Annotated in this window: 16 protein-coding genes; 10 read left to right on the top strand and 6 right to left on the bottom strand. The window is 36.4% G+C overall.

What is annotated here, in order from left to right:
* Positions 1–198: 198 nt before the first annotated feature.
* Both MKY07_RS17410 and MKY07_RS17405 read right to left on the bottom strand, forming a co-directional pair.
* Positions 199–2,397, bottom strand: a complete 2,199-nt coding sequence (locus MKY07_RS17410; RefSeq protein WP_339263251.1) for a polysaccharide pyruvyl transferase family protein — start codon at positions 2,395–2,397, stop codon at positions 199–201.
* Complete coding sequence (locus MKY07_RS17405) at positions 2,390–3,088, bottom strand: glycosyltransferase family A protein (protein WP_065217613.1); 699 nt, start codon at positions 3,086–3,088, stop codon at positions 2,390–2,392. Before MKY07_RS17405 ends, MKY07_RS17410 begins: the two co-directional genes overlap by 8 nt.
* Before the next feature lie 156 nt (positions 3,089–3,244).
* Here MKY07_RS17405 and MKY07_RS17400 point away from each other — a divergent pair, with 156 nt between their 5' ends.
* Entirely contained in the window at positions 3,245–3,421 is a 177-nt protein-coding gene (locus MKY07_RS17400; RefSeq protein WP_008405580.1) for a DUF2642 domain-containing protein, read from the top strand.
* Between the two features lie 15 nt (positions 3,422–3,436).
* A complete protein-coding gene (locus MKY07_RS17395) occupies positions 3,437–3,646 on the top strand; it encodes a hypothetical protein (RefSeq protein WP_008405583.1) in 210 nt (69 codons plus the stop codon).
* Between the two features lie 403 nt (positions 3,647–4,049).
* Here MKY07_RS17395 and hpaB read toward each other — a convergent pair whose 3' ends face one another.
* Positions 4,050–5,492 carry a 4-hydroxyphenylacetate 3-monooxygenase, oxygenase component gene (gene hpaB, locus MKY07_RS17390; protein ID WP_339263250.1) on the bottom strand — a complete coding sequence of 481 codons (1,443 nt, stop codon included), beginning with the start codon at positions 5,490–5,492 and terminating at the stop codon, positions 4,050–4,052.
* A gap of 564 nt (positions 5,493–6,056) precedes the next feature.
* On the opposite strand from hpaB, the gene MKY07_RS17385 reads away from it, so the two are divergent.
* Positions 6,057–6,911 (top strand): hypothetical protein, encoded by an 855-nt coding sequence (locus tag MKY07_RS17385; RefSeq protein ID WP_008405590.1) that lies wholly within the window; start codon positions 6,057–6,059, stop codon positions 6,909–6,911.
* A gap of 70 nt (positions 6,912–6,981) precedes the next feature.
* Here the strand turns inward: MKY07_RS17385 and MKY07_RS17380 are convergent, their stop codons facing one another.
* Positions 6,982–7,422, bottom strand: a complete 441-nt coding sequence (locus MKY07_RS17380) for a YtoQ family protein (RefSeq protein ID WP_014822654.1) — start codon at positions 7,420–7,422, stop codon at positions 6,982–6,984.
* Positions 7,423–7,587: 165 nt separating this feature from the next.
* Between MKY07_RS17380 and nadX the strand changes: the two genes are divergently transcribed.
* From nadX to MKY07_RS17355, 5 genes are all read left to right on the top strand, one after another.
* Complete coding sequence (gene nadX / locus MKY07_RS17375; protein WP_014822655.1) at positions 7,588–8,364, top strand: aspartate dehydrogenase; 777 nt, start codon at positions 7,588–7,590, stop codon at positions 8,362–8,364.
* Between the two features lie 145 nt (positions 8,365–8,509).
* Positions 8,510–9,478, top strand: coding sequence for a tRNA-dihydrouridine synthase (locus MKY07_RS17370; RefSeq protein WP_014822656.1), 969 nt, complete (start codon positions 8,510–8,512; stop codon positions 9,476–9,478).
* Positions 9,479–9,720: 242 nt separating this feature from the next.
* On the top strand, positions 9,721–10,068 hold the full coding sequence (locus tag MKY07_RS17365; RefSeq protein ID WP_014822657.1) for a PadR family transcriptional regulator: 348 nt from the start codon (positions 9,721–9,723) through the stop codon (positions 10,066–10,068).
* Positions 10,055–11,053, top strand: a complete 999-nt coding sequence (locus tag MKY07_RS17360; RefSeq protein WP_014822658.1) for a hypothetical protein — start codon at positions 10,055–10,057, stop codon at positions 11,051–11,053. The genes MKY07_RS17365 and MKY07_RS17360 overlap by 14 nt, the downstream gene beginning before the upstream one ends.
* A gap of 381 nt (positions 11,054–11,434) precedes the next feature.
* Positions 11,435–13,096: a DASS family sodium-coupled anion symporter gene (locus MKY07_RS17355; protein WP_014822659.1), complete on the top strand. Its 1,662-nt coding sequence runs from the start codon at positions 11,435–11,437 to the stop codon at positions 13,094–13,096.
* 43 nt (positions 13,097–13,139) lie between these two features.
* On the opposite strand, the gene MKY07_RS17350 is transcribed toward MKY07_RS17355, so the two are convergent.
* Positions 13,140–14,321: an MFS transporter gene (locus tag MKY07_RS17350; protein WP_014822660.1), complete on the bottom strand. Its 1,182-nt coding sequence runs from the start codon at positions 14,319–14,321 to the stop codon at positions 13,140–13,142.
* Between the two features lie 156 nt (positions 14,322–14,477).
* Between MKY07_RS17350 and MKY07_RS17345 the strand changes: the two genes are divergently transcribed.
* Positions 14,478–16,046 carry an alkaline phosphatase family protein gene (locus MKY07_RS17345; protein ID WP_014822661.1) on the top strand — a complete coding sequence of 523 codons (1,569 nt, stop codon included), beginning with the start codon at positions 14,478–14,480 and terminating at the stop codon, positions 16,044–16,046.
* A 30-nt stretch (positions 16,047–16,076) separates the two neighbouring features.
* Here MKY07_RS17345 and MKY07_RS17340 read toward each other — a convergent pair whose 3' ends face one another.
* Positions 16,077–16,961, bottom strand: a complete 885-nt coding sequence (locus MKY07_RS17340; protein ID WP_014822662.1) for a patatin-like phospholipase family protein — start codon at positions 16,959–16,961, stop codon at positions 16,077–16,079.
* Positions 16,962–17,364: 403 nt separating this feature from the next.
* On the opposite strand from MKY07_RS17340, the gene MKY07_RS17335 reads away from it, so the two are divergent.
* Positions 17,365–18,321 carry a sugar kinase gene (locus MKY07_RS17335; RefSeq protein ID WP_065217604.1) on the top strand — a complete coding sequence of 319 codons (957 nt, stop codon included), beginning with the start codon at positions 17,365–17,367 and terminating at the stop codon, positions 18,319–18,321.
* Positions 18,322–18,335 lie beyond the last annotated feature (14 nt).

The following is an 18,335-nucleotide window of genomic DNA, read 5'->3' as shown; positions in this document are numbered from 1 at the left end:
ATTTTATGAGGTGGGAATAATTGCAGCAGATAGCAACGGGAAGACATTTGCATATGTTCGTCCACTTAGATTTTATAAAAAAATAAGACCCCTTAAAATGGGTAACAAACATAAACTAACCATTTTGCGACATGTGTTAGATTTGTTGGAGGTAGGAGTCTTATTTAAATGGAATTTAAATGAATTGAAAAGTTCATATTATTTTTTTGTGAAGGGTGATTCCAAAAGAGAAATATATTTTTGTTGGATTGTGTTATATTGTTTTACTGGCTCTAATTCGTTTTTTTCAATCATTATGACGCGTTCTAACAGGTCATCTGTTAATTGTTGAGAACTTGTAGAAACGACTAAGTGCGGTAACCCTAATAATGCAGCGAAATCAAATACTTTAAACCGATAGCCTAATGGGATAGAGGGGACATTTGCTATCAGAGATAGAATGTTGGCATATAGCTTGAAGTTAATCGTTGCTTTACACCTTGATAATTGAGTGATCAATTGCTGTTCGGTATAAAGGTTTTTGTCTAGTACTACATTGTCCGGATCATTAATTTTATTGTAAAGTCTTTCGCAATGTAGGATATCGTCATTCCACACTGTGTAAATCAATATTTTATATCCTTTGTTAATTAATCTCTTCGCCGTTTCAACCAACTGTTCTTCTACTGATTCTTCATTTGCGCCGTATAAACGATTAAATGTTGTTCCCCAATTGATGCCGATTATTTTTTCTTTTTCTGGAGTTTGCAATAAATGTGCATTTTGCAATAGTAAGGCAGGATCGCCAATCACTTTTACTTTTGCAGATAACTCATTGCCCACCATAAGTTCAATGGCCTTTTTAGTTAAGGGACCTCTGACCCCTACAAAAAGCGCATGTTCTAAAACCTCTTCTAGTACATCCACATCTTTTTGTGTAAAGCTTGGGTTTAAGGAAGTCAATTGATCATTTAACAGTAAGCCTAACGTTGGTTCTTCAATCCAATCTATTCCTGCGCCCCAAATGAGTACTGATTTTCCTCTATGAATGGCGTCTTGGAGAATTTGAAGATAGCCGGGCAAGAAGAGGGAGCCTCCACCTAATACAACCATATCAAATTCATCAAGATTTTTTAAATCAGTACCTGGTAGTGATGGCTTAATTGTGAATTTTCCCACGTCTAAATATTTGGCACATGTATCTTTAAACATATTCCACAATAGTTCATCACCCAAATTATTAAAGCCGATCCAGCCTATATATAATATATTTCTTATTCCATCCCACCTTATTTTCGTTTGTTGAGAGTAGATTTTTAAAATCTTTTTTACAATCGTCTGAATGTTAAACATTTCCTCGATAATCTCTCTGGCTTTTATTCCATTATGTCTGAGCTGCTCTGTATCTCTTAAAATTTTTTTTAGATCATCACTTAATTGATGTCTATTGCAAACAGCCTTTGAACCGTGATCTCCAAAATAATGACTCCATGCTTCTTGAAAATTGTTAGTATCCACAATACCGAAATAACCATGGTTCCCTACTGCAACCACTTGCTTTTCCGAAGCCATCGCCTCTAATGCTACTCGCCCCGTGCCAACTACACAATCTGCAATTGAATAATAGGGGTGCATATTATTTTGTTCTCCAACTATATGGATAAAAGCCTCACCGCAAATTCCCTCAATTGTTCGAGCCAAAGATGTAATTTCATCCAACTTGTTTCCATCGCCTACCACTATGACATGAAGGTTAGGAATTTCACCTACTTTTAAATCCTTGCAAGCTCTTAAAAAAATGGAACAAACATGTGCCTTAGCCCATGTAATTCTACTTGCATACAGAAGAATGGTGGCATCTTCCGGTATTTTCAATTCGTTTCTTATATCTCTTTCAGCTAGATCTATGGGATAGTCTTCTAAGTTGATTCCATTTGGTACTAAGAAAGGGTGTTCTACACCGAATGTTTTTACATAGTCACATAATGGAGGGCTTACACAGATGACTACATCTGATAATTTGAGAAGTTCCTCTATCTCATGATTTGGATAATACGTCCCATGTATTGTTATAATTGTAGGAATGTCTCTGTTTTTCGCTGCCTTTCCAGCCAAGTAGCCAGATGAAGTTTGATGAATATGAACATGGGATATTTTTTCTGTTTCAATTATTAGTTCAATTTGTTTTATCAATTCCGTCTCATAGGTTTCTTCCAAAGTAATCGATTTTGGAAATTCAATATGATATATGGGACAATTCAATGCTTCATATGAATTGACTAAATTACCTGTTTTATTAGCAACGATTGCCACAAAGATATTATTTTTAATAAGTTCTTTTGCCAAACTTAATACATGAGTTTCAGTTCCGCCGATATAGAAGGCATCAACGGCAAGCAAAATCCTTTTTTCAGTCACTCTTCTCGCCTCCATAAAACGTCTTGGAGCGTTGCTGATCATGATTTCGATAGTAATAGAGAACATCTGTAAGATTATCTATCTTTAATTTTGCATTCAGAAATTTTACGATAAATTCATAATCTTCTGCACCGTTAATCCTTCGTGTGGGACCACCTATCATGTCAAAAACCTTTCCGCGAAATAAAATCGTTCCGTGACAGACACAATGACCTCCAGCCGCATAACATTCTTGTATAGAATCTCCGTATTGCAACCAATTAGATTTTTGTCCATCTTCTATTGAATCTGCGTTATAAAATACTTTGTAGTTTGCTCCAATTAAATCATAGTCTGGATTTTCCAGGAGAAAGTTTACCTGTTTATCTAAACGTAACGGGTGCGAAATATCATCGGCATCATTTACTGCAATATATTCGCCCGAGCTCATAAAATAGCCGACAGTAAGAGCACCGGCAAACCCTGTATTCACAGGAAGATTACATATAATAGTTTGAAAGTGGGGATTTGAATTTTCCAGCCACTTTTCAACTACGTCTAGTGTGTTGTCAGTAGAAGCGTCATTAACAATTATTACTTCAATTTTATCGTGTTTTTGACACTTCAGTCCATCTAGGCAATCTTCTATAAATTGCGCTGCATTATAGCATGGAATTACAACACTCACTAATCCTTCCTTCCTTTCCTTCATAGTTATCACCTCCCAATTATGATATGAACCTTATTTAATACCAACTGTGCGACATGCTTATATTTTATTGGGAATTATGGAAAATTGAATCTTTACCCAGAGAAGTTTCTGCAGTAAACATATCATTTAACATACCAACATAAAGGGGGGTGCAATATGGGGCAACTGCGTGCATTTCTTAATTCTTTGAAAGGGTCAAACCTTACAGTTACAACGGAATATTCAAAGGTAACCGGTATTTTAGTAGAAGTGGACTTGGACTTTATAACACTTAGAATGAACACGCATTTTCTATACATTCCATTAACCAGTATTGAAAATGTAGCTTATTAAAGAGGAGGTGGTGTAATGAGCCGCAAATTATTGAATACGCAGCTGGAGATGTTTTTAAAAAGGGAAATTACAGTAGCAGTGGGAGAAGACCTGATTACAGGAACATTGGAAGCGGTTAAACAGGACTTTCTAATTTTAACTGAATCTATTAATACCTACGAAAGGGAAAGTATAACAAGAATTATCGTTTTATCACAGATAAGCTATATACAAGTCCCACTGTAAGTAGAGGGGGTATTAATCAAATATTGACCAAAAGGGCGGACTGTAATTGAATTTTTGGATCACAACTCTAAATGGGTTTGTACAACGCTAAAATATCACTTTTAATAAAAAGTGATATTTTAGCGAATATGAAATTTTTCGTACAGGTTACGAGGTTTAAAGTACCCGCAGTGCTACCGCCATCGTTTTCCCAGCGATTCATGTCACTGCTTTCATCATTTTCAATGTAATCTGCATGTTTGTCGTTTGGATGGGTATTTCCGCAACATTTCCGCAACTTCATTTTATTCATCATCCTTTTTATAATCATTCTTATTTAGTTTATGCAATAAACCCGTTTTAGTTAATGACTGAAGAAGGAGTGATGAATGTACCTACCTACTAGGATCATCAACTATTCTAATTATTTTAGATTTATAAATTTACATACAGCCTCTACATATTCTTTTTTAGGATAATTGAAATATAATTCGCTTGCTAACCGGACGGGATCGCCAAAGAAGAAACGTTCATATTGAGTTTGCCTAGTTCCAAATGAACTCATCGTTAAATCCCAAGCTAACCGGAATATTTTTACCCGTTCTTCAGCAGGTTTAGTTGCGGCTTGAAGATATTGATCTAAATCGCTTCTTATAGCAGAGTGAAATGCCTTTTCAGTTGGAAGTGTAATTATTCCGCTGGCACCAATGAGCTGAATGATTTCGGTGAGGCGGGCATAAATTTTCGAAAACGTATGACCGGCAACTTTCAATGGTAAAATTGCAGGCCGTAAATAGCCGTATTCATCTAGTGCTGCATCATTCTCCGATTTCTCCAATAGTGCTTTCATCGTTTCCAATCCAACGATAATTTCCGACATTTTTTCATGGATATGCTGATATTCATAAACTTTAATCGTATTGATGAGGAGTTCGGCAATTCCTAAAATAAATTCTGTTTTTACAATCTGCCTAATTAAAACTTGAGATTTGGCAAAATGATGAAAACCACTTTGCATAATAAATTTTTCGGCAACCTCAACATTGTTGTAAAAAAAGACACGTTCCCATGGTACTAATACATTGTCAAAGACGACAATGGAATCCATTTCTTCATATTTTGAGCTTAAAGGATGATCAAATGCAGACTCCCCGCCTATAAAAGAATCTCTGCAAATAAATTTTAAACCTTCTGTATTCGATGGGACGGCAAAGGAAAAAGTTTCATCTTCACCAAATACAAGCTTACCAACATTAAATACAAATACTTCATCTGTTAATCCGCCTTGTGTTGCTAAAAGACGTGCGCCTTTTATGATGATGCCTTCTTCAGTCTCGGCGATAACCCTTGCCGAAATAGGTTCGTTCGTGTTTTCAATATAACTTTGAGAACGATTTACTTGAGGGGTAATAAACGTATGGGTAAGCGATAAATCATTTTCCCTTACGATTTCAAAAAATGCCAGAAGGTTTTCCGGGTAGCATTTTTCCTGGCCTTCAAGCATTGCAGCAGAGGAGGTGAAGCCCATTAAAACAGAGTTCAAGTAATCGGGACTTCTTCCTAAAATGCCATGTGTATGTCTAGCCCAATGTTCCATCATTTTTCGCCTTTTTATTAAATCCTCTTTCGTTTTGGGCATCAAATAAGAAAGGCCGACACGTTCTCCGGTAAGGGGGGATACGAAGGTCATTTCATCTTTTATTTTAGGATTGTGCTGTAAATCATAAAGAGAAGCTTTCGTCTGAATAAGTCCTCTAAAAACAGGGTGTTCAGATATCAACCCTTCCAACTTTTCACCGTCCAACCATATTTCATTATTTAACGCATTTAATCGGTTAATATAATTTTCACCATTAATTGCACCCATTCACCCACTCCTTAAGTTTCATGATCATCGTCCAGCCAATTACTTACTTATATGCAAATGTAGGCTTGAACTAAAACAAGGTAGCACTTTGTATGTTTGTATATACGCAACATATGTAAGGACAGGTTTTAAAGTGCTTCGTAATATGTGAATTTTTGAAAGGAAGCGTTAAGTAAATGCTGTATTCATCTATTTAATAAATAAAAAAGCATCCGGTTAAAACGCGTTTTTACACGTCCGAACCAGATGCCTACTATAATTTTAAGGGATAAATATTTTAGTTGACTTAGAGCAAAATTTCATTTTAACCTAACGTAAAATAATATGTCAATAAAATTTTTGTAATTTCTATAAAAAAATGTTATAATAGTCTTACAATTGTTTTCGGTGCGTATTATGTATTCTTTGTTCTTTTTGAATTCATTATTAAGGATACGTATTTATGTACTTTTTTTATTCACGAGAGCAAAAATTTTAACAGTTGTCTAAGCTCTAAACTAGAGTTAATTATTGGCTGACGATTGAACGTAACTGTGTTTTTATTTTACAAGGAGGATTTAAATAATGAATCTAATCAATAAAAAAGTTACACATAAGCATTTCGGAATGGGTAGTATCGTTAAACAGAATGAATCAAGCATTGAAATACATTTCGCATCGGAAAGTAAAAAGTTTGTTTTCCCTGATGTATTTGGAAAGCATTTAGTACTTCACGATAAAGATGATGTGCAAACGCTTGAAAAAATCATTCAGAAAAAAGAACTTGAGCGAAGAGAAGAAGAATGGCAAAAAGAAGAGAAATTAAAACTCCAGCGTAAAAACCAGGAACAACGATTAATTCATGAAAAACATATGAAAAACTTTAAACTTCATCCAGAATCACAATTGGTTTTCTGGTGTGACACTGAAGAACAGCAAACAGCTTTTTCAGATTGGAAGGTTTTTTCGGGATTAACGAAGAGCGGTGTAAATAAAGGGAAGCCTGTAAAACCAATTCGTCTGCACCTGAACAGTGCTGTGTTGTTAACGGCAGTGGATGAAAATTCGCCTGAAAAGGAACGACGCATTTTAGGTGTGTATATGGTAGAAGAGAATTTTATCGGGAAATTGAGTGAAGATGGATATATTCCGGCACATTCAAAGTACAGAATTCAACTGACAGAACAAGAAGCTGAGCAAATGCTGTTCTGGAACTATTATGTAAACGAGAAGTTCACTCATAAAATGACGTGGAATACAGGTAAGCATCGTTATTTTGATAATGTATGGATGGCTCAAATTTTACGTGATATTGTTTCCTTGAAAACAGACCCTCAGGAAAAAGAGCTTGCTCAACAATTCTTTACACATTTCTGTAAAATGAATGAAATAACAGCGCAAGAATTACCACAGCCTAATGGTGCCTTGAAGCGTATTTAATTATATAGATACTTATAAAAAAGAACGAATTCCAAAGGGAGTTCGTTCTTTTTTAGTTTTAACGGGTACTTTAATCAAATATATAACGGATTACTTCAATTGCCTGATCAACAGTTTCCACTGTCACATTTGCTTTGTTGGATAACTCTTTTAAAGGGTGAATTAATGACTCGGGACGGATGATGATTGTCGGTTTATTCAATGCAATCGCTGTACTTACATCCATTGCGGTATTCCATTGTTTATACTTTTCACTGAATAATGCAATGACGATATCTGCTTTCTGCATTAATACCTGTGTCCGGAAATTATTAATATCAGAAGCAGCATTGTCCTTATAATATGCAGAAGGCTGTATGCCTAAAATCTCCTCGCCAATATTGTCTGAACGATCGTGGTCTGTCTGTGGTGCTACAAACTGGAGTGGAAGATTTTTCACCTTCGCCTTTTGTGCGATTTCTTCACGCCAATTATCATGTATCTGTCCTGCTAAATAAACTGTCAGTTCCATACGAATGCCTCCTCTAATTTCTTGCCTTATATTCATACTAACGAATTCATCTATATATTTGAAGTAAACCCTCTGTTAAAGGATGGGAGAATGCATTGCTGAAATTATGATATGGTTGTAGAAGAGTACAATTGAAAATAGAAGATGATTTAATGGAGGTACACAATGAAAATCGGTTTAATCGGCGCGGGTGCAATTGCTCATTTCCTGTTGGAAGAAATAAATGAAAAGAGGCAAGAAAACTTGCGTATTACAAGTGTTTTTGTGAGGGACAGGGAAAAGCATCATTTACTTGAATCCAATTATGGAGTAAAGCTGTACACGGAAATAGATGCATTTTTAGATTCAGAAATTGATATTGTTGTGGAGGCTGCAAATATTGAAGCAGTTCATTCATTACTTCCGGCGGCAATCAGGAGAAAGGATGTTGTCTTAATTAGTATTGGTGCATTAGTGGATGAGGAACTGTTGGCAGAGCTGAACACCTTAGCGAATGAATTCAAGCGAAGACTTTACTTGCCATCAGGTGCAATCGGAGGATTGGATTTACTGCAAAACGCCCATGTGCTTGGTACAGTTACATCCGTTGCGCTAACAACACGCAAACCGGCGAGCTCATTAATTGAGGAAACAATCGAGATAGAGAAAGTGATATTTAAAGGGAGTGCGACAGAAGCGATCAGACGTTACCCTAAAAATATGAATGTATCGATTGTGCTTGCGCTGGCTGGAATTGGATTTGACGAAACGAGTGTAACTTTAGTGGCAGACCCGAAAATTGATAAAAACATTCACCAAGTTGAAATGACAGGGGATTTTGGGGAAGCAACATTTACAATTAAGAATAATCCGCTACCTGCAAATCCTAAAACGAGTTATTTAGCAGCGATGAGTATTTTAGGAACACTTAAAAAAATAAAACAGAAACTGCTAATTGGTTAATGAAGCAAAAAATCAATCTATTTATTAAAAGACAGCTTTTTAAATCATCTGCTTTTACTTTTCTGCACTATTTACGCTAATATTGTTAGAGGAAATTTAAAAGTAAGAGATGATTGTTTGTAATGAGAGGAATTGAACTTAACATATGAAAGAGAATTTTTGGCAGGAGCTACCGAAACCATTTTTTGTACTCGCGCCGATGGAAGATGTGACAGATTTAGTTTTTCGGCATGTAGTGGCTGAAGCAGGAAGACCAGATGTATTTTTTACCGAGTTTACTAATTCGGAAAGTTACTGTCACCCTGATGGAATTAAAAGTGTCCGTGGTCGCTTAACATTTACAGAAGACGAACAGCCGATTGTTGCACATATATGGGGAGACAATCCCGACAATTTCCGCAAGATGAGCATTGGTATGGCAGAATTGGGCTTCAAGGGAATTGATATTAATATGGGATGCCCAGTACCGAATGTTGCAGGCAGAGGGAAAGGCAGCGGTCTGATTTTACGTCCCGATGTGGCAGCAGAGCTAATCGAAGCTGCTAAAGCAGGTGGTCTGCCGGTCAGCGTGAAAACACGACTAGGTTATAAAGAAATAGATGAGTGGAAAGAGTGGCTCACACATATTTTAAAACAGGATATTGCAAATCTTTCTATTCATTTACGTACACGAAAAGAAATGAGTGCTGTTGATGCACATTGGGAGCTTATTCCGGAAATTAAAGCGTTGCGTGATGAAATTGCGCCAAATACACTGTTAACAATTAACGGCGATATTCCGGACCGTCAAGTTGGTTTAGAACTTGCAGAAAAGTACGGAATTGACGGGATAATGATTGGGCGCGGTATTTTCAAAAATCCGTTTGCTTTTGAAAAGGTTCCAAAGGAGCACAGTCCAGAAGAGTACCTTGACCTTCTAAAACTGCAGCTTGATCTACAGGACAAGTATGCGGAAGAACTGCCACGTTCAATGTCAGGTCTTCACCGCTTTTTCAAAATTTATGTAAAAGGCTTCCGAGGTGCCGGTGAACTGAGAAACCAGTTGATGAATACAAAATCTACAGATGAAGTACGTTCATTGCTTAATAGCTTTGAGTTGAATAAAGAAGAATAATAATAGGCTTGATTCCGGTAAATGGAATCAAGCCTATTTTTCACCGTTTTTGTAAGCAGCTATAAAGTGGATACAAACTTATCTCCGGTTGCTTATTTAAAACCTGTGGATTCTTTTAAGGATTCATTGGTTTTATTTTTTTATCTGAAGTTATAATGGATTTTCTTCACGTTAATACTGTATGATACATAGTATAAGAATAATACTGTATGACATACATTATAATGATTTGAGGTGTATATATGAGTAATTTACTAAATTCCTTAACGACAGAGCTTAGAAGAGGGACATTGACTTTAGCTGTTTTAAGTCAATTAAGAACTCCGCAGTATGGCTATTCATTGGTTCAGCTATTAGAAGGTGCTGGTATTTCAATTGATCAAAGTACTCTGTATCCGTTGCTACGCCGACTAGAAAAGCAGGAACTTGTTACGAGCAGCTGGGATACTTCTGAAAGCAGACCGCGAAAATACTATGTGTTGAGCGAATATGGTACGGAAATATTTCTGCAACTAAAAAAGGAATGGATTGATAATTCTAAGGAACTATATGCTTTATTAAGAGGGGATGAAGAAAATGAGGATCATTGATGTATATATTCAAGAAGTCACTCGGAGATTGCCTGAAAAAATGCGTACGGATATTGCACTGGAGTTACGTTCAACGATCGAGGACATGTTGCCGGAACAATATAGTGAGGAGGATGCAAAACAGGTTATTAATCAGTTGGGCAATCCTGCCGTCCTGGCGAATGGTTATAAAGATGAGCCGATGCATCTGATTGGTCCTCGTTATTTTGATGTATATGTCTCATTGCTTAAAATGATTGTCCCTATTGCCGTTATCATTACTCTGATTACGGTTATTACGAAATATATTGTTAGTTATAATGGTGAAGAAGCAATTTTAATGAGTGTGTTATCTATTTTTGGAGAAAGCATCTGGTCGATATTTAATGCTGCAATCCAAGTTTTTTTCTGGGCAACTTTAACGTTTGCGATTATTGAAAGGGTTGATAAAGATAAAGAACAGCAACCGCTAACTGCAAGCATGCAAAAATGGACAGCAGATGATTTAAAAAATGTCCCCTATATACCTAAAAAAAGGGCGATCTCAAAGTTTGAGGTTTTTGGAAGTTTATTGTGGACAGCTATTTGGGCAACTCTTTATTTTTATGCCAACCAGCTTATAGGGGTATATGAAGGTGATGGGACCCGACTCCAGTTCGTTATGATTGCGCTGAATCAAGAAGTTTTACTCCAATATTTGCCGCTAGTTATTTTAATCATTGGACTGGAGATTTCCTTTGCACTTTATAAATTACTAAAACAACAATGGACAAAAGGAATGGCAATATGGAATGCTGTTCTCCAATTATTGTCAACTATTGTCTTTGTAGTAATTGTAATCAATCCTGATATAATGAACGATCATTTTGTAACTTATATGATGGAATTATTTACGATGACGAGGACGCAATTTAGTATATGGGTGGTTGGCAGTGCTATTATCATTTTCATCGTAAGTGCTGTAATATCTGTCTATGATGGTTTTAAAAGAGCGAATGCACGTTAATTTCTGGATAGAAGAACGGAATTCCTATTAAGGGAGTCCGTTCTTTTTTATGCATTTCATAAGGATTTCTAATTTTGAAAGAAATAAATATTTTCTTATAGACAGTAAATTTATTTGTTTTGCTATTAATATTTACTTTTTTAATATAATATTAAAGTGTTATATAACAATGCTTTATGTATAAAAATACTATTTACATCGATTAAATAGTGGGATTTTTTGTATATTTCCCTCTTAATATTCATTTGTATACTTAAATCGAAATATTTTAAATACTATTGCTTTTTTTCTTAACCTAAGTAAAAATGTAAAAGGTAATAACAATATAGCATCAAAAATAGGTATAAGGCTATTTATAATCAAATTTTAGGGGGTAAGGAATTGTTTTCAACAACTTGGAATCGGTTATGGGAAATGCATGATCAAGTAAAAGACATGTTTACTTTTTTCATAAAACCAAATTCTTCAAAGGTCGTATCAAAGGGTGTTACCGGAAAGTCTGGTAACGAAAACTCAGGTAATGGTGGTGGATATACGCCTCGCAGTTATACAACAGCGCAGATGATTGGTCTATTTTTAGGTCCACTGCTTTTTGTTTTAACATTATTGTTCTTCCAGCCAGAAGGTCTCTCAACAGAAGCAAGGGGAGTATTGGCAAGTACTATTTGGATTGCGACATGGTGGATTACGGAAGCGATTCCGATTCCGGCAACATCGTTATTGCCGCTCGTATTGTTTCCGTTAACGAATAGCTTGGATATGAAGGTGACAGCATCTTCTTATGGGGATGAAACGATTTTCCTGTTCATGGGTGGATTTATCATCGCTCTTGCAATGGAGAAATGGAACTTACATAGACGTATAGCAATTTCAATTATTTCAATGGTCGGTACAAATATGGACCGAATTGTTCTAGGATTTATGATTGCAACAGGATTTTTATCGATGTGGATTTCTAATACCGCTACAGCGATGATGATGATTCCAATTGGACTTGCCATCATCAACCAAGTTGCAGACGGATTAAAAAATGACCCGTCGATTGATACATCTCCACAGCGTTTTGCATTTGGTAAAGCATTGATGCTCGGAATTGCATATTCTGCCTCACTTGGTGGAATCGCCACATTAATCGGTACACCGCCAAATACATTGCTTGCTGGAGCGATTAATAAAATGTATGGCATTGAACTATCATTTGCTGGATGGATGCTGTTTGGTGTACCATTTGCATGGATTTTTATTTTTGTGACATGGATTTACCTTGTTAAAATTGCGTTCCCATCAAAATTAAAAACAATGCCTGGTGGACGTGCTGTTATTGATAAACAGAAAAAAGATCTTGGAGAAGCATCATTCGAAGAGAAACTTGTATTCATTGTCTTTGCATTAGCTGCATTTTCTTGGATTACGCGTACATTTTTACTGAGCAAATTTGTCGACGGTTTAACAGATGGTATGATTGCAGTTATTTTTGCGCTTGTGTTATTTGCGTTGCCTTCTGCAAACCGTAAAGGAGAACGCTTAATGGATTGGCAAACAGCAGTAAAGTTACCATGGGGCATTCTGCTACTATTCGGTGGAGGGCTTGCGATTGCTTCCGGTTTTGTAGGAACGGGCTTATCTGAGTGGATTGGTACACAACTTATGGGGCTTGAAGGCGTAAGTGTTATCGTCCTGATTTTCCTTGTAGCAGCACTTGTTCTTGGTTTAACTGAAATTACTTCAAATACTGCAACTGCTTCTATGATGTTCCCGATTATGGCATCGCTGGCTGTAGCGTTAGGAGTTCATCCATACGCATTAATGATTGCTGCTGGTGTAGCAGCATCTTGTGCATTCATGCTACCAGTAGCCACACCGCCAAATGCGGCAGTTTTTGGATCAGGGTATATTAAGATTAAGGACATGATGAAGGCTGGATTTGCACTGAATGTGTTTGGTGTAGTATTCATCACACTGGCCATTTATTTCCTGCTTCCAATTATGTGGGATATTGATCTGAATTCAGTACCGGAAATGTTTAAAGTAATGAATAAGTAATTCAAAAAAGGTGAAATCGAAAAGATTTCACCTTTTTTATGCTTTAATTATCGTTATATACGGTCATTTTCTTACTTCCAATTAAATAGATGATTAAAATAAGAATCATAAGTACCGCAGAAAAACTGAAGGTCATGCCGTAGCCAACTATACTTGCTATAAAACCTAATCCTACTGAACCAATAGCTAAACCGGAATCGATAAATATAAGAAGCATCGAATTGGCTGTTGCCTTTTTCTCCGGTGGAACAAGTGTTAATGCCCAAGCTTGAATAATGGGATGAAGAATAGCAAAAGCAATTCCGAACAGTACACCTGACAGTAAAACCATGATCATGTTAGTTGAAAAGCCTAATACAACCAACCCGACAGCACCTGAAACTGCAGCCGGAATAATGAGAATTCTATGCCCGAACTTATCGAAAATCTTACCGGAGAAAGAACGGATGATCACCATTGTAATTCCTTGAGCAATAAAAAACTGTGATATGCTTGCCCCTACATTAATTTCTTTCCCAAATGCCCCCATAAAGTTCACAATCCCTGCAATCGTCATATAATTGAATGCTACTAAAATAGACGGAAGAAGAACACGTTTATCGAACATATATTTATAGAACGGCTCTTTATTTCTCTCCTTTGGATGTTCCTTTTCAACTTTCGTATTTTTTGTAAAAAGACTGCACACAAATGAAAATGCCATAAGACCTAATGTTAGTATCATCATAGACTGGAATGAAAAATTTGCTAAATAGGAAATAGCAATAAGAGGCCCAATTGTTGTCCCAAGGCTCGTAGACATTGCAAAGAAAACAATTCCTTCACCTAAGCGGGACTTTGGCACAATAGTACTGGATATAGTAAACACCAAATTTGTAAGCATGCAAAATCCAATCCCTTGAAGAGCTCTAATGACGATTAAAAATCCGATTGAATCATTGACGAAAGTGAGGGCGATTGTTCCTATAAAATAAAGCAAAGAAATAATCAGCAGCAATTTCATATTAATTTTTTGGATAATTATACTAGCGAAGAAGCGTGTAATCAGGGATGCAGTCATTAAAGTTGTCGTCATAATTCCTGCAATTGCAGGGTTCTCACTAATCGTGGCTACATAAATTGGAAAACCTGCTGTAATCATATAAAAAGAAACGAACATTATTAAAGACAGTAAAATAATTATTAAGTATTGGTTTGTCCATAGTTTGACTTTTGTATTATTCATGATGGAAAACCACCTTTCAAGGCAATATGATCGCAATATTAATTACTTTGCCCATTTCAAAAAAAATTATTTCAGGCCAGGATTTGTTATTAGCGGCATACATTCATAAAGTTCAAACCATACTATTCTTTATATAATTAATTTGAAGGTGACACGATGAAACGAAAATTAATAGTTGCAGCAATCTTTGTTGCTGTTATCTGTGCTAGTTTTTTATTAGCGCTTTCAATTTCGCCATTAAAAAAACTGGAAGGTCAAATAATGAAAAACCCGAATAAACCTGTAGTTCTCATTGTCGTAGATTCCTTAATGAATGAACCATTGCAAAAAGTGATAAAAGAAGGTGATGCACCTGCTTTAGCATATTTAATGAACAACGGACAGCTGCATCAGGAAATGATTAGCTCTTATCCGACGATGTCAGTCACGATTGACAGTACGTTACTAACGGGTACATATCCAGATCAGCATCAAGTGCCGGGATTAATCTGGTTTAAAGAAGAAGAAAATCGAATGATTAGCTACGGCAGCGGAATCGGCGAAATCTGGAGTAATGGAGTTAAAAATGTTGCTCTTGATAGTGTTGTTCATTTGAATAGCAGCCATTTAAGTAAAGAAGTGCAAACAATCCATGAAGAGCTGGCTCATCGGAATCTTTCTTCAGCTTCGATCAACGGTCTATTATATCGTGGAAATTTTCAACATCGCCTAAATATACCTAAATTAATTACGGTAGCAGATCTTTTGCCGAAAAATATTGATGTTAATGGTCCTGCAATATTTTCACTTGGAACGTTATCTCAATATAATTCAGAAAATAATCGTTATAAATTTGTATGGAATCGTTTAGGTGTCAATAACCAATTTACTGCGAATGAACTGAATTACTTGATTGACCAAAAAATGTTACCGCCCTTTACACTTGCCTATTTACCGGATGCAGATGCTTCTATACACAAACACGGGCCTGAAGATTTAAAGGGAATACAGAAAGCGGATCAAGCAGTACAAAACATTCTAAATCGCTTTCCATCATGGGAAGAGGCTATACAAGAAGTAACTTGGATTATACTGGGCGATAGTGGTCAATCGATTGTAACTGATGATAAAGAAACGGCATTAATTGATTTAAATCAGTTATTGAAGGATTATACTTTTTGGGAAAGGAAAAATCCGAATGCCCAACTTGCTGTCGCTGTTAACGAGCGTATGTCATACATTTACTTAACTGACCCCCAAGTTGAGCTATCGGAAATTGTAAATGTTTTAAAAGAGGATGAGCGAATTGGCTTTATCGCATGGAAGAGTGGACAAACAAACTATGTTGTCAGCCCACAAAGTGACGGAGAGTTAGAATTTTCAAGAGAAGGTAAATTTATTGATGAATACAATCAAGCATGGCGAATTGCTGGCGATGCCTCAATTTTGGATTTAAACATTACGAAAGAACAACGTATTGTATATCAGGATTATCCAGATGCACTTGCAAGGCTGCATGGAGCGCTTCATTCACAGGAAGGGCGTGTTATTATCGTGGATGCTAAACCATCTTATGAGTTTATTGAAAAGCATAGCCATGACCATGCGGGTGGCGGCGCACATGGATCTCTTCATAAAGTAGATTCGATTGTTCCGATTATAGTGACTGGGGAAAGTGAATTACCTGAATCTGATCGACTAGTTGATTTGAAAAAGTGGATACTTCAATTACTGGGTGAATCATAACTATGAAAGCATCCAGTTTTTTTGGGTAATTTACCAAACTGGAGACCAGGTTTTTAAAAATTGAATTGTCCGCTCTTTTCCGATGCCCATTAATTTATTTTTTGTCGCTTCATCTAAATCAAATTGGGTTGCACTATATTCTTCAACCGGAATAAAGATAATATTCTTCTCGTGTCTTCGAGAAATATACCGATTATCATGAGCATTTTGCATCGTACTAAATAACGCTTCAAATAGTTGAATTCCATTATTAATATCATGAGGTTTCTTATCCTCGCTTGAACTGCTAAGCTTCATTCCAAGAACGGGCCGTACTCTATTTCCATTATCATAAATCCACATTGGGAAATTACTTAAAACACCACCATCTACAATAACAGACTCCCTTCTCCCATTTTTTAAATAGACAGGCTCAAAGAAGAATGGAAGACCGCAACTCATGCGTAAAGCGCGTGAGACCGGAAAACTTTTGGGATCTATATTATAGTGATGCAAATCATCCGGGAGAACAAGAATCTTGCCGTTTGTTAAATCGGAGGCTACTAGTTTTAAACTGCCCTTTGGTAAATCTCCGAATGTGTAGATGCCTTTTGTCGCAAGTTTTTCGAGAAACCAGTTTTCCAAGGATTTACCACGATACAAGCCCATTCTTTTATATAAATTAAGCCATTTTAAAAACGGTAACTCGATTATGAATTTCGGGGGATCGAGTAAAACCTTTAAATTTAGTTCATCAAAAATTTCTTCAAGTTCCTTTGTATTAAATCCCGCAGCGATAAAAGTTGCCAATATGGCTCCGGCACTTGTACCGGCTACACGTTCGAACTTCACGCCCTTTTCTTCGAGCGCCCGAATGGCACCTACATATGCAAAGCCTTTAATACCGCCGCCTGAAAAAACCCCGTCTACAATCATTCGTTCTCTCCTTCCTTATAATCATTCAGAACGTTCAACACATTTCCGGCTAGAAGTTAGCAGCTTTGGTATTTTTATAATGATTTTTTAAATTTGATGTCATAACAGTATATGATATTAAAAATAAAATGGGCTTATTAATATTAAACAAAATTGGATATTAAGAATTACTATCCCGTAAATTTAATCGCCAAAAAATTGAAAAGAAATTTATGGCCTGAAAAAGCGTATTGAGTCCTTATATAACAGCATTCAGTACTATCGAAAAACACTTTACATTTAAAATATTCTAAATTTTACTATTGAAATGAAAGCACTTTCAATGTAAGATTTGAATAATTCAAATTACTAAACCGGTTTAGTAAAATATTTAGCTTAAAAGTTTTCTCAAGGAGGAATAATTTTGACTACAAATCCAACTGTTTTTACATTAGGAGATGCATTAGTTACGTTTAACCCATCCGAAACAGGTCCGCTTCGTTATGTGCAAAGCTTTGCTAAGAAAGCGGGTGGGGCAGAGTTAAACTTTGCTATTGGTTGTGCCCGACTTGGATTGCAGTCGAAATGGATGAGTCGCCTAGGTAATGATGAATTCGGTAAAGGCATTTACAAGTTTGCTCGCGGAGAAGGCATTGATGTATCGGAAGTTGAGTTCGTTGATGGGTATCCGACATCTCTGAATTTTAAAGAAATCCGCGAAGACGGTTCCGGAAAAACGTTTTACTACCGCCATCAATCTCCGGTATTAACAATAGAACCGGAGCATATTACGGACGAATTGTTGAATGGCGTGTCGATTGTCCATTTAACAGGTGTATTTTTGGCAATCGCACCAAAGAATCTGCAAATTGTACTAGCTGTACTAAAAAAGGCGAAAGAAAAAAATATAAAGATTTCATTCGATCCGAATATTCGACTAAAACTATGGACGATTGAAGACGCTCGTAAAGCATATGAGCAAATTTTCCCTTATGTAGATATTCTGCTGGCAGGAATGGAGGAAGTGGAGCTTATTCAACATGATGTAAGCAAACCAGCACTGGAAGCTTTCGCAAAGCAGCACGGAATCGGACAACTTGTTATTAAAGACGGAGCCAATGGTGCAAAGCTTTATTCAGAAAATATGTGGCATGAAAAGGAAGCTTTCAAAATCACTCCAATTGATACAGTAGGTGCCGGAGACGGGTTTGATGCAGGCTATATATACGCAGCTCTTCACAATTATTCACCAATAGAAAGTCTTACGTTTGCGAATGCGGTGGGTGCGCTAGTAACGACTGTAAAAGGTGATAATGAAGGATTGCCGGAACTACAGGAAGTGCTCGACTTTATGAACAATAAAAAAGCAATTGAACGTTAATCATATAAAAGGGA

Source organism: Solibacillus sp. FSL W7-1472 (assembly GCF_037969775.1).
Classification (GTDB): Bacteria; Bacillota; Bacilli; order Bacillales_A; family Planococcaceae; genus Solibacillus; species Solibacillus silvestris.
Note: the sequence above shows the minus strand (reverse complement) of the source record. Positions and strands in the feature narration are given on the sequence as shown.

Coding starts and splice junctions, on each gene's coding strand:
- MKY07_RS17395 (WP_008405583.1), top strand. CDS start 3,437: ATGAGCCGCAAATTATTGAATACGCAGCTGGAGATGTTTTTAAAAAGG.
- hpaB (WP_339263250.1), bottom strand. CDS start 5,492: ATGGGTGCAATTAATGGTGAAAATTATATTAACCGATTAAATGCGTTA.
- MKY07_RS17400 (WP_008405580.1), top strand. CDS start 3,245: ATGGGGCAACTGCGTGCATTTCTTAATTCTTTGAAAGGGTCAAACCTT.
- MKY07_RS17360 (WP_014822658.1), top strand. CDS start 10,055: ATGAGGATCATTGATGTATATATTCAAGAAGTCACTCGGAGATTGCCT.
- MKY07_RS17385 (WP_008405590.1), top strand. CDS start 6,057: ATGAATCTAATCAATAAAAAAGTTACACATAAGCATTTCGGAATGGGT.
- MKY07_RS17370 (WP_014822656.1), top strand. CDS start 8,510: ATGAAAGAGAATTTTTGGCAGGAGCTACCGAAACCATTTTTTGTACTC.
- MKY07_RS17405 (WP_065217613.1), bottom strand. CDS start 3,088: ATGAAGGAAAGGAAGGAAGGATTAGTGAGTGTTGTAATTCCATGCTAT.
- MKY07_RS17365 (WP_014822657.1), top strand. CDS start 9,721: ATGAGTAATTTACTAAATTCCTTAACGACAGAGCTTAGAAGAGGGACA.
- nadX (WP_014822655.1), top strand. CDS start 7,588: ATGAAAATCGGTTTAATCGGCGCGGGTGCAATTGCTCATTTCCTGTTG.
- MKY07_RS17340 (WP_014822662.1), bottom strand. CDS start 16,961: ATGATTGTAGACGGGGTTTTTTCAGGCGGCGGTATTAAAGGCTTTGCA.
- MKY07_RS17350 (WP_014822660.1), bottom strand. CDS start 14,321: ATGAATAATACAAAAGTCAAACTATGGACAAACCAATACTTAATAATT.
- MKY07_RS17380 (WP_014822654.1), bottom strand. CDS start 7,422: ATGGAACTGACAGTTTATTTAGCAGGACAGATACATGATAATTGGCGT.
- MKY07_RS17345 (WP_014822661.1), top strand. CDS start 14,478: ATGAAACGAAAATTAATAGTTGCAGCAATCTTTGTTGCTGTTATCTGT.